Genomic DNA, 11,617 nt, shown 5'->3' on the forward strand with positions numbered 1-11,617 from the left:
AATGGCAGGAGTAAAAGCCGCTGAAGTATCAGCAATATTAAAAAAACAATTATCTGGGTTTGAAGCTACGGCATCTTTGGATGAAGTAGGTACCGTTTTGGAAGTAGGTGATGGTATTGCCCGGGTTTACGGACTTTCCAATGCTCAGTACGGAGAGTTGGTTGAGTTCGATGGAGGTATGGAAGGTATCGTTTTGAACTTGGAAGAAGATAACGTAGGTGTTGTATTGTTGGGCCCATCTAAGCTAGTAATGGAAGGTGCAACTGTAAAAAGAACACAACGTATCGCTTCTATTAATGTTGGTGAAGGTATTGTTGGTCGTGTTGTGGATACTTTGGGTAACCCCATTGATGGTAAAGGTGCTATCTCTGGTGAAACCTATGAAATGCCCTTGGAACGAAAAGCACCTGGTGTTATCTATCGTCAGCCGGTAAATGAGCCATTGCAAACTGGGGTTAAAGCGATTGATGCCATGATTCCAATTGGAAGAGGGCAAAGGGAGTTGGTAATTGGCGACCGTCAGACAGGAAAGACTACGGTTTGTATCGATACCATCCTAAACCAGAAAGAATTTTATGATGCTGGTGAGCCTGTGTACTGTATTTATGTTGCCGTGGGACAGAAGGCATCAACCGTTGCTGCTATCGCGAAGACTTTGGAAGATAAAGGAGCTTTGGCATATACTACCATAGTTGCAGCAAATGCATCTGACCCTGCGCCTATGCAGGTATATGCTCCGTTTGCAGGTGCAGCAATTGGAGAGTATTTTAGAGATACAGGTCGCCCTGCTTTGATTATCTATGATGATTTATCAAAACAAGCCGTTGCCTATCGTGAGGTGTCTCTTCTTTTAAGAAGACCTCCAGGACGTGAAGCATACCCAGGTGACGTTTTCTACCTTCACTCAAGATTGTTGGAGCGTGCTGCAAAGGTGATTGCGGATGATGACATTGCAAAGAACATGAATGACCTTCCGGATACTTTGAAGCCTATGGTGAAAGGTGGAGGTTCTTTAACTGCGCTTCCGATTATTGAGACACAAGCAGGTGACGTTTCCGCATATATCCCCACCAACGTAATTTCCATTACGGATGGTCAGATTTTCTTGGAGCAGGATCTATTCAACCAAGGAGTTAGACCAGCGATTAATGTAGGTATTTCCGTATCACGTGTGGGTGGTTCTGCTCAGATTAAGTCCATGAAGAAAGTGGCAGGAACTTTGAAATTGGACCAAGCCCAGTTCCGTGAATTGGAAGCGTTCGCGAAATTCGGTTCTGACTTGGATGCTGCTACTTTAAATGTGATTGAAAAGGGGCGTAGAAACGTGGAGATTTTGAAGCAAGCACAAAATGACCCATTTACGGTAGAAGACCAGGTGGCTATTATTTTTGCAGGTTCTAAGAATCTTTTGCGTGATGTGCCTGTTAACAAGGTAAAAGAATTTGAAAGAGATTTCATTGAGTTCTTAAATGCCAAGCACAGAGGCGTGTTGGATACGTTAAAAGCTGGAAAATTGACCGATGAGGTGACTGAAACATTGACAGCTGTTTGTAAAGATCTTTCAGAAAAATATAGAGGATAATGAACTGTTATTCCTGCCTTTATTCTGAGCACAGTCAAAGGGAGGTAGGAATCCAGACTATCTAAAAGGTTTACGCATCAATTGCGGAATGACAAACAAATAGAATGGCAAACTTAAAAGAAATACGCAATAGAATTTCCACGGTTTCCTCAACCATGCAGATTACCAGTGCCATGAAAATGGTTTCTGCTGCCAAGTTGAAGAAAGCCCAGGATGCCATTACGGCCATGCGTCCTTATGCCAATAAGCTTACCGAACTTTTACAAAGTTTAAGCGCCAGCTTGGATGGTGATGCTGGGAGTGCTTATGCCGATAATCGCGAGGTAAACAAGGTTTTAGTAGTGGCAATTTCATCGAACAGGGGACTTTGCGGTGCTTTTAACTCCAACATCGCAAAGCAATGTGCTGTATTGGTGAATGACACCTATGCAGGTAAAGAAGTCGATTTCGTGGCCATTGGAAAAAAGGTGAACGACGGATTGAGTAAAAAATCAAACGTAGTTGGCAACAAAAGCGAGGTCTTTGATGACTTGACGTTTGACGCCGTTTCTGAAATTGCCGAAGAGTTGATGGCCAGATTCACAGATGGCGATTATGATAGAATTGAATTGGTGTATAACAAGTTCAAAAATGCCGCTACTCAAATCGTAATGACGGAGCAATTTTTGCCCATCGTACCCATTGAGGGAGATAATCAAAACGGTGGAGATTACATCTTTGAACCGGAAAAAGCGGAGATTGTTGAGCAGCTGATTCCGAAATCATTAAAGACTCAATTGTACAAGGCTATCCGAGATTCTTTCGCCAGTGAACATGGAGCCCGTATGACAGCTATGCACAAAGCTACCGATAATGCAAAAGAATTGAGAGACCAGTTGAAGTTGACGTATAACAAAGCAAGACAAGCTGCGATTACCAATGAAATCCTTGAGATTGTTGGTGGAGCTGAAGCATTGAACAATTAAAAAATTTGTTCAGTAAAACAACATACAAGCCTCACTTTATAGTGGGGCTTTTTATTGGAGATAAACCAAGTTCCAGTGAAATCTAAGAAGACTGCATTACTTTTTATTTTCATCACCATTTTGGTTGATGTTATCGGTATTGGAATTATTGCACCAATAATTCCTGAGTTTATCATGCAATTAACGGGCGAAGGAAACCATATGGCTGTGATTTATGGAATGTGGTTGACCACGGCTTTTGCGGGAATGCAGTTTTTGTTTTCTCCGGTAATGGGTGAGATTTCTGATAGGTACGGTCGTAAGCCCATTCTTTTATTATCCCTTCTTGGATTAAGTTTTGATTATTTGGTTCACGCTTGGGCACCCACCATTATGTGGCTTTTTGTTGGACGGTTCTTGGCGGGTATTACTGGAGCCAGTGTGACTGTTGCAACGGCCTACATTGCAGATATCAGTACGGTAGAAGAAAAGGCAAAGAACTTCGGTTTAATTGGTGCTGCTTTTGGGTTGGGGTTTATCATTGGTCCCGGTATTGGGGGATTTTTCGGAGATATCAATATTCGATTACCCTTCTACATTGCTGCAGGTTTGACTTTTGCAAACTTTCTGTTTGGATACTTCGTGGTACCTGAATCTTTATCCAAAGAAAAGAGAAGACCCATAGATAAAATGAAAATGATTCCCGGGGTTTCTTTGGTCGCATTACGAAGATATAAAGGGGTGTTGATATTGATATTTGCCTTTTTTATGGCAAATTTGGCTGGGCAGGCTTTACCGTCGGTATGGTCTTATTACTGTATTGAGCTTTTTAGTTGGAGTCCAAAGCAAATTGGAGTTTCTTTGGTCGTTGTAGGTTTATTGGTGGCTTTTGTTCAAGGCTTTTTGGTAGGCAAAGCAGTAGAATGGTTTGGGAAACGAAAAGTAGTTACCATTGGATTTTTACTTTGGACCTTGGGAATGTTCTTGTTCTCCCAAGCTGACGAACCTTGGATGTTATATGCATTTTTGATTCCTTATGCACTTGGCGGGATAGCCGGACCAACCGTGCAAGGTATAATTTCGAACCAAGTTTCTGAAAAGGAACAGGGCATCCTTCAGGGCTCCATTACGAGTTTGGTAAGCATAACTGCTATTCTTGGCCAATTGGTATTTGCGCCGGTGTTCTATTATTTCATTCGTCCTGAAACCACCTTTTACTTTCCCGGAGCGGCTTATGCACTCGGTGCGATTTTTTTATTGATTGCTCTTATTCTTGCCATAACGGCAATGAAGCGAATGGATACCGCTGGTAGTCTTTAAAGAGATGGTCTCAAGACTTGTTGAGCGGAGAATCAATATTATTGGCCTTATGGATTTCAATATATTGTTGGTTTAATTCATCCGAATCTTTGTATTGTACTCGTAGCTCATCCAATTTTACTTTCAGTTCCTTGACTACATCAGCGTAAGCGGGGTCATCGTAGACATTGTTCATTTCCTGTGGGTCTTTCTTTCGGTCATATAGTTCCCATTCGTCAACATCATAATAGAAATGAGCCAGTTTATAGTCAATAGTAACAATCCCATAGTGTCTTTTTACTTGATGTACGGCCGGGTATTCGTAGTAATGATAGTAAACTGCATCACGAGTCCATCCTTCAGTATTGCTAGTTAAAAGTGGCATTAAACTTTCTCCTTGCATATCTTCAGGGGCTTCTATTTGGGCCGCATCCAAAAAGGTCTGGGCGAAATCTAGGTTTTGCACCATTTCTTCATTGGTGATTCCTGGTTTGATTTGATTGGGCCAACGAATCAATAAAGGAGTTTTGAAGGATTCGTTGTAAATAAACCGCTTATCAAACCAACCATGCTCTCCCAGATAGAACCCTTGATCAGAGGTATAGACCACCATTGTATTGTCAGATAGATTGTTGTCATCCAAATAACTCAAAACCCGCCCTATATTGTCGTCGACCGAAGAGACACAAGCCAGGTAATCCTGCATGTATCTTTGATATTTCCATTTCATTTTTTCTTCTTCGGTCATATTAGGCCAATGCTCTTCAAAATCTTTGTTTATGACATCAAGTATAGGTTCATAGGCCGCCTTCTGTGCTTCTGTAATTCGTTCCGTATAGGGTTTATCAAACCCACCTTCATACTCTCTTACCTTTGGACTAAGGTTTTTCATTCTTGAGGTTACCTCTGGTCTAATTTTGCTGTCATGGTTGTACATCATGTCGTTCAGCAAATTCATTTCCGCGGTCCTTGCCGCAGTCCCTCTATTCTCATAGTTATCGAACAAAGATTCAGGTTCCGGAAACTCCTTGCCCAAAAATTCCTTGAATTTGTCCGGTCTAGGCCACCACGGTCTATGTGGGGCTTTATGTAGATACATCAGCATAAAGGGTTTTACCGTATCTCTTTTGGTATCCAACCAATCCAATGTCAAATCTGTGATGACGTCGGTCACGTAACCTTCAATTCGGGTAGTATCTCCGGTTTTTGTAATAAAATCAGGGTTGATGTAGGAACCCTGTCCAGGAAGAATCATGAATTCGTCCACGCCCTTGGGATTATTCCCAAAATGAAGTTTTCCGAACATAGCGGTTTGATAACCTGCATTTTGAAAAATCTGTGGGAATGTAACTTGGGTAGTATCAAAGGGCATTTGGTTATCCACTTTACCGTTGATATGGGTGTGTTTTCCCGTTAGTATGGTGGCCCTTGAAGGTGCACATATTGAATTGGAAACGCAGGCATTGGTAAAAACGATACCTTCTTTTCCAATACGGTCAATATTAGGGGTTTGAATTAACCTGTCGTCATAGGCACTAATCGCCTGATAAGCATGGTCATCAGACATTATGAATATGATGTTGGGCCGTTCAGTAACCTTTGCTTTTTCCTCTTTTTTTTCTTGGCAGCCCGTGAAAATAAACATGCAAACAAAGGAGAGAACCAAAGGGATATGGAGAGTTTTCATTGGTCTTACAGTTAGTCTATGAAGATAGCGAATATTTAAGTCTGTTTTTTGAAATTCTTCGGAATCCGTTATTCATGTATTCAGGTGATAGCAACTTCACGGTTTTGTGTAACTTGCACAGGGTTAAACCAATCCTAGTTGAATCCTTTAAAAAAGCTCTTTAAGCAAACCTTTATTTATGGATTGGCCACTGTATTGCCAAGGGTCATTTCTTTTTTCCTGTTACCGTTGTACACTTCGGTATTTGAAAATGCCTCAGGATACGGACAATACACCAACATTTATGCTTGGATTGCCATTTTCAATGTGTTTTTGGCTTATGGTATGGAAACTACATTCTTTAGGTTTTATAACAAGAATAAGGATAAAGAAAATGTAGTTTCAACAGCACTTCTCTCCTTATTAGGTTCATCTCTATTGTTTTTGATTTTTGCCATGACCGTTAAGGGTTGGTTTGCAAATTTCACCAATATAGATGCGGAATACATTCGGTTTACTACCTATATCCTGGTTTTGGATGCATTGGCAATCGTACCATTTGCATTACTGAGAGCCAATGAAAAGCCCATGCGGTATGGCTTGCTAAAGGTTATCAATGTGGCCATAAATTTGGGCTTTAATGTGTTTTTCCTATTGATACTTCCTGGGATGTCGGGGGAAAACAATGAAGGCTTTACGGCCTCATTATATAGAGAAGGTTGGGAAATCCAGTACATATTTATTTCCAACATCATTGCAAGTGGAATTACACTATTGTTCCTTTTACCAACCTATTTCAGGGTTAAATTTCGCTTTGATGTTTCCCTTTGGAAACAGATGCTGAAATATGCGGGACCTATCCTTATAGCTGGAATTGCTTTTACAATAAATGAGGTTCTGGATAAAATTCTACTTACAGAGTTGCTTCCGGATAACATCGCAGAGGCTGAAGTGGGAAAATATGGGGCTTGCTATAAACTGGCTTTGTTCATGACATTGTTTGGAACTGCTTTTCGAATGGGAGTGGAACCGTTTTTCTTCAGTCATGCCAATAAGGAAAACCCTCAGAAAACCTACGCTCAGATTACCAACTATTTTATCATATTGGGTAGCGTAATTCTCCTGGGAGTTGTGGTTTTTATAAATGTTCTTGCAAAACTGTTGATTCGCAATTCTGTGTATTGGGAAGCGTTGGATGTTGTTCCCATTATTCTATTGGGGAGCCTTTGTTTAGGCATTTATCATAATTTATCGGTATGGTATAAAATTACGGATAAGACAAAATATGGCGCCTACATCTCATCCGTTGGAGCGCTTGCAACTTTATTTATCAATTTTGTTTTCATTCCAAAAATTGGTTACATGGCTTCTGCCCTGGCAACTTTGATTGCGTATGCCACTATGATGATTCTTTCGTATTCTCTTGGAAAGAAGCATTATCCAATTCCTTACAACATGAGGAAGATTACCTTCTATTTGGGATTGTCCATTCTGTTTTCAGTGCTTTCCTTTTACGTTTTTAACCGAAATTTAATAGCTGGAGGGGCGCTTCTTTTGTTATTTTTGATATTGATATATAAGTTGGAAGGAGAAAATCTCCGTACCATTTTTCAATCCACATCCAAAACACAGTAAATAGGGATAGAGATAGTACTTTCCGAAATATGATTCTAACCATTATACAGCCAAATCAAAAAAATGAAAGTCAAAATAATTAGCAAATCCAACCACGATTTGCCCCACTATGAGACGTTAGCCTCTGCGGGAATGGATTTGAGGGCCAATTTGGATGTGCCAATTATGCTGAAACCCTTGGAACGGAGCATTATTCCGACTGGTATTTTTATTGAACTTCCGGTAGGAGTTGAAGCGCAGGTACGGCCTAGGAGCGGTTTGGCTGCTAAAAAGGGTATCACTGTTCTCAATGCACCGGGCACCGTAGATGCGGATTATCGTGGTGAAGTGGGTGTTATTTTGGTCAATCTTTCAAATGAAGAATTTATTGTCAATGATGGAGAGCGGATAGCGCAGATGGTGATTGCTAAACATGAAAGGGTAGAATGGGAAGAGGTTGAACAGTTAACTGAAACAGATCGGGGTTCAGGAGGATTTGGAAGCACCGGAACACAATAAAAACAAATACTAACCACGTTATACTATTAGATAATGAAGATAATTGTCCCAATGGCGGGGAGAGGGTCCCGACTTAGGCCACATACATTAACGGTTCCCAAACCACTAATACCGGTTGCAGGGAAACCCATTGTGCATCGTCTGGTCAGTGATATTGCCAAGGTTTTGGGAGAGCCCATTGAAGAGGTGGCTTTTATTTTGGGAGACCCTGCTTTTTTTGGTGATGACGTTGTTGAGAGCCTAAAGAAATTGGCTCAAAGTTTGGGGGCAAAAGGGTCCATTTATAGGCAAGACCAGCCTTTGGGAACGGGTCATGCCATTATGAGTGCCAAAGAATCACTGAGTGGACCGGCGGTGATTGCTTATGCAGATACTTTAATTCGAGCTGATTTTGATTTGGACAAATCTGCAGATAGTGTTATTTGGGTAAAACAGGTAGACAACCCTGAAGCGTATGGGGTGGTTAAGTTGAGTGAAAAGAATCAAATAGTTGAATTGGTGGAAAAGCCAAAGAAATTTGTTTCTGATTTAGCGGTTATTGGGATATACTACTTCAGGGATGTTGGGGTGCTAAAGGATGAGCTTCAATATGTGTTGGATAACAATGTGATGCATGGCGGAGAATATCAAATCAATGATGGGATAAAACGAATGATGGATAAGGGCATGAAGTTTGTGCCAGGAAGAGTAGATGAATGGATGGATTGTGGGAACAAGGAGGTTACCGTGGAGACAAATCAGAGAATGCTGGGCTTTTTGGAGAAGGATGGAGAGAGCCTCATTTCTGCTGATATTACTTTAGAAAATGCCAATATTGTGGAACCTTGTTTTATAGGGGAAGGAGTGGTAATAAAAAATACTACGGTTGGACCTTACGTTTCCATCGGTTCAAATACAAAATTGGAGAATTCGACAGTAAAGAATAGTATAATCCAAAATGAGAGTAAGATATCCAATGCCAATTTGGACAATGCCATGATAGGGAATTATGTGGTTTTTGATGGTAAGTTCGAAACGGTAAGTCTTGGAGACTATTCTGAAATGAAGTGATTTTTGACAGAGAGCATAAAACTATAGGTAGAATGAAGAGGAGGATATGGTGGGCTTTATTGATTTTTTGTGTACCCTTGGGCATTTGGGCTCAAGAGGAGGAAAGCGCTGAGCTTTTCCTGGAAGAATATACCGATGAGTTTCAAAATCTGTTTTTTGAGGCGTTGAAACAAAAGGGGATACAGAATTATGACCGAGCCACTGAAAAGTTGTTGGAATGTAAAAACCTGCAACCAGACAATGTGGTCGTTGATTATGAATTGGCTCGAGCCTACTTTTTGGATAAAAAATACAACTTGGCTCAAGGTTATGCGATTCTTGCGCTAGAAATTGAGCCTGAAAATTATTGGTATTTGGAGCATTTCATTTCAATTCTTGATAAGCAAGGCAACACCATTGACGCTTTTTCGGACAGGATTCCACTCAAAAATGCTGACCTACAGGAGAATTTAGCCAAAGTATATTTCAATAAAGGAAAATACAGGGAAGCACTGAGGCAATTGGACAATCTTCCCAAGACCATTTCTACAAACCGCTTAAGACAAAGGATAGAGGACTCGCTCCAAAGAAGGCGTATTACAAAAACCGTTATAGTCGATAAATCTCCAGTAAAGGAAGACCCAATTGAACAGTATAAAAAAAGGATAGATGGGCTCATTTCCACATCAGATTTCAAAACACTGCAAGTTGTTTCTAAGGAAGCGATAGAAACCTATCCCCTACAGCCCTATTTTCAGTACGGATATGGTCTAGCTTTAACCAAAACCAACCAAAAACAAAAAGGAATTGAAATATTGGAAGGGGCCCTAGACGTCATCTTTGACAACAATGCTTTGAAAAATAGTATTTATAAAGCGTTATCTGAGACTTTTGCTTCCATGGGGAATGATAAGAAGGCCAATGAATATGCCAATAAGATTCAAAGTGGTTCATAAGAATAATTGGGAGACAATGTCGAAACAATTGATGTTTTTTATTTCGTTGATGCTTTTGGTCGTAGCGTGCAAAAGCACAAAAAATGTAGTTGGTGGTGAGGTGGACGACTCCATTTCAACAAAGAAGATTATTGCCAATCATTATGGGAATCAAGAAGACTTTAAAACTCTAAGAGGTAAAGTAAAGATTGATTATTTCAACGGAAAGGACAGACAAGGTATTTCCGTTAGTCTTCGAATGGAAAAAGACAAGGTTATCTGGATAAGTGCTCCTTTAGGTGTTGTAAAAGCACATATCACTCCGGAAAAGGTATCATTTTACAATAAACTGCAAGGGGAATATTTTGATGGGGACTTTAGTTTTCTAAGTGAGTTATTGGGTACCGAACTTGACTTTGCAAGTGTTCAAAATTTGTTGTTGGGCAACGCTATCTTAGATATGAGAAAAGAAAAATTCACTTCAAAAGTTGCCGACGGAAACTACCAATTGAAACCTAGGAAAGCCAAAGAACTCTTTTTGCTTTTGTTCCAGTTGGAACCAAAATATTTTAAGATTGCGACACAAGAAGTCCTTCAACCTGAAGAAAATCGATTTTTGAGTGCAGAATATACTTATCAGGATATTTCTGGAAAGATATTTCCAAACTCTGTAAAGGTTGTTGCGCTGGACAAAAAGGATAGAACAACCATAGACTTGGATTTTCGTAACTTGGAATTGGACAAAGCCTTAAATTTTCCCTTTAAAATTCCTAAGGGATATGAAGAAATTATATTGAAGTAATATGTCAATTAAATCTACATACCATGTTGTTATAATGCTGATTACATGTATATCGGTATGTGGTTTATACGGGCAAACAGGAGAGCAAAAGGCGTTGGAAGCCAAAAGGGAAAGACTTCAGAAGGAAATCAAGGAAATCAATAGATTACTGTTTGCTGAGAGGAAGGAAAAAGGCGATGTGATTGACCAGATGGAGGCATTGGATAAGAAAATAAATGTTCGTCAGGAACTTATCAGGCTCACTAATCAACAATCAAATCTCTTAAACCGGCAGATTAATGTTAACATAAGAACGATAAGTAAGCTCAGAGAGGATTTGAAGCTCCTCAAGGAGGATTATGCCCAGTTGATTAAAAAATCGTATCAAAATAAGGCACAGAACAATAGATTGATGTTCCTTTTGTCTTCGGACAACTTTTATCAGGCGTTGAAAAGATTGCAGTATATGAAGCAGTATGCCCAACACAGAAAAAAGCAGGGGGAATCCATCGCTACTAAAACATCTGAACTGACAGCTCTCAATAAAGATTTACTGGAACAAAGGAAGTTGAAGGAGCAGCTTCTAGCAGAAAATCGAAGCGCCAAGAACACACTAACCAAGGAAATAGCATCCCAAAAAGAGCTGTTGACGAGTATAAAACAGAATGAAGCTCGCTACACTGCTGCAATAGATAAAAAACGCAAGGAGGCCCGACGAATTGACAGGGAGATTGAACGGTTAATTAAAAGTGCCATTGTGAGCACAAACAAAAGGACTGGCAACACAAGTACCCGTACGTTTGCACTTACCCCTGAGGCGAAAATTGTAGCTACCAATTTTTCAGCTAACAAAGGAAAATTGATATGGCCTGTTGAAAAAGGAATTAAAAGTCAAGGGTATGGTCTTTACAAGGACAAGTTGTACCCAGGCATCGAACATCGAAACAATGGTGTTACCATTACTACCGATAAAGGAAGCAAAGCGAGAGCAATTTTTGAAGGTGAAGTAATTGCGATTCTTAGCGTTCCTGGAGGCAGTAGAGGCGTGCAAATAAAACATGGAAATTATATTAGCACGTATTATAACCTGTCTAAACTCTATGTGAAAAAAGGGGATAAAGTTTCAGCTAAAGAAGTTTTGGGCGATATTTATACCAGTCGGTTTGATGGCAGTACAAAACTAAAATTCTACTTGTACCGGGATTCCAACCGACTGAATCCGGAGGAATGGATATATCAATTATAGAA

At 40.1% G+C, this 11,617-nt stretch carries 10 protein-coding genes; 9 read left to right on the forward strand and 1 reads right to left on the reverse strand.

Annotation, left to right across the window (positions count from 1 at the left end; genetic code table 11):
* Position 1 precedes the first annotated feature (1 nt).
* The 3 genes from atpA to CLV81_RS04835 all read left to right on the forward strand — a co-directional run bounded on the left by atpA (position 2) and on the right by CLV81_RS04835 (position 3,846).
* Positions 2–1,582: a F0F1 ATP synthase subunit alpha gene (gene atpA / locus CLV81_RS04825; protein ID WP_106143910.1), complete on the forward strand. Its 1,581-nt coding sequence runs from the start codon at positions 2–4 to the stop codon at positions 1,580–1,582.
* 104 nt (positions 1,583–1,686) lie between these two features.
* Entirely contained in the window at positions 1,687–2,547 is an 861-nt protein-coding gene (gene atpG / locus CLV81_RS04830) for an ATP synthase F1 subunit gamma (protein WP_106143911.1), read from the forward strand.
* Between the two features lie 75 nt (positions 2,548–2,622).
* Positions 2,623–3,846: an MFS transporter gene (locus CLV81_RS04835; protein ID WP_170068325.1), complete on the forward strand. Its 1,224-nt coding sequence runs from the start codon at positions 2,623–2,625 to the stop codon at positions 3,844–3,846.
* 10 nt (positions 3,847–3,856) lie between these two features.
* Here CLV81_RS04835 and CLV81_RS04840 read toward each other — a convergent pair whose 3' ends face one another.
* On the reverse strand, positions 3,857–5,512 hold the full coding sequence (locus CLV81_RS04840; RefSeq protein ID WP_106143912.1) for a sulfatase family protein: 1,656 nt from the start codon (positions 5,510–5,512) through the stop codon (positions 3,857–3,859).
* A 138-nt stretch (positions 5,513–5,650) separates the two neighbouring features.
* Here CLV81_RS04840 and CLV81_RS04845 point away from each other — a divergent pair, with 138 nt between their 5' ends.
* The 6 genes from CLV81_RS04845 to CLV81_RS04870 all read left to right on the forward strand — a co-directional run bounded on the left by CLV81_RS04845 (position 5,651) and on the right by CLV81_RS04870 (position 11,615).
* The gene (locus tag CLV81_RS04845) at positions 5,651–7,126 is read left to right on the forward strand and encodes a lipopolysaccharide biosynthesis protein (RefSeq protein ID WP_106143913.1); all 1,476 of its coding nucleotides are present in this window, start codon (positions 5,651–5,653) and stop codon (positions 7,124–7,126) included.
* Positions 7,127–7,189: 63 nt separating this feature from the next.
* Positions 7,190–7,624 (forward strand): dUTP diphosphatase, encoded by a 435-nt coding sequence (dut, locus tag CLV81_RS04850; protein ID WP_106143914.1) that lies wholly within the window; start codon positions 7,190–7,192, stop codon positions 7,622–7,624.
* 33 nt (positions 7,625–7,657) lie between these two features.
* A complete protein-coding gene (locus CLV81_RS04855) occupies positions 7,658–8,674 on the forward strand; it encodes a sugar nucleotidyltransferase (protein ID WP_106143915.1) in 1,017 nt (338 codons plus the stop codon).
* 32 nt (positions 8,675–8,706) lie between these two features.
* A complete protein-coding gene (locus tag CLV81_RS04860) occupies positions 8,707–9,609 on the forward strand; it encodes a tetratricopeptide repeat protein (RefSeq protein ID WP_106143916.1) in 903 nt (300 codons plus the stop codon).
* A gap of 16 nt (positions 9,610–9,625) precedes the next feature.
* Positions 9,626–10,390: a lipoprotein insertase outer membrane protein LolB1 gene (gene lolB1, locus CLV81_RS04865; protein WP_106144909.1), complete on the forward strand. Its 765-nt coding sequence runs from the start codon at positions 9,626–9,628 to the stop codon at positions 10,388–10,390.
* A gap of 34 nt (positions 10,391–10,424) precedes the next feature.
* Complete coding sequence (locus tag CLV81_RS04870) at positions 10,425–11,615, forward strand: murein hydrolase activator EnvC family protein (RefSeq protein WP_245911919.1); 1,191 nt, start codon at positions 10,425–10,427, stop codon at positions 11,613–11,615.
* The last annotated feature ends 2 nt before the right edge of the window (positions 11,616–11,617 follow it).

This window comes from Flagellimonas meridianipacifica (assembly GCF_003001695.1).
In the GTDB taxonomy this organism is placed as follows: domain Bacteria; phylum Bacteroidota; class Bacteroidia; order Flavobacteriales; family Flavobacteriaceae; genus Flagellimonas; species Flagellimonas meridianipacifica.

What these genes read in the sequence shown, in the direction of transcription:
- atpA (WP_106143910.1), top strand. Translation starts at nt 2, where the DNA reads ATGGCAGGAGTAAAAGCCGCTGAAGTATCAGCAATATTAAAAAAACAA.
- atpG (WP_106143911.1), top strand. Translation starts at nt 1,687, where the DNA reads ATGGCAAACTTAAAAGAAATACGCAATAGAATTTCCACGGTTTCCTCA.
- CLV81_RS04840 (WP_106143912.1), bottom strand. Translation starts at nt 5,512, where the DNA reads ATGAAAACTCTCCATATCCCTTTGGTTCTCTCCTTTGTTTGCATGTTT.
- dut (WP_106143914.1), top strand. Translation starts at nt 7,190, where the DNA reads ATGAAAGTCAAAATAATTAGCAAATCCAACCACGATTTGCCCCACTAT.
- CLV81_RS04855 (WP_106143915.1), top strand. Translation starts at nt 7,658, where the DNA reads ATGAAGATAATTGTCCCAATGGCGGGGAGAGGGTCCCGACTTAGGCCA.
- CLV81_RS04860 (WP_106143916.1), top strand. Translation starts at nt 8,707, where the DNA reads ATGAAGAGGAGGATATGGTGGGCTTTATTGATTTTTTGTGTACCCTTG.
- lolB1 (WP_106144909.1), top strand. Translation starts at nt 9,626, where the DNA reads ATGTCGAAACAATTGATGTTTTTTATTTCGTTGATGCTTTTGGTCGTA.
- CLV81_RS04870 (WP_245911919.1), top strand. Translation starts at nt 10,425, where the DNA reads ATGCTGATTACATGTATATCGGTATGTGGTTTATACGGGCAAACAGGA.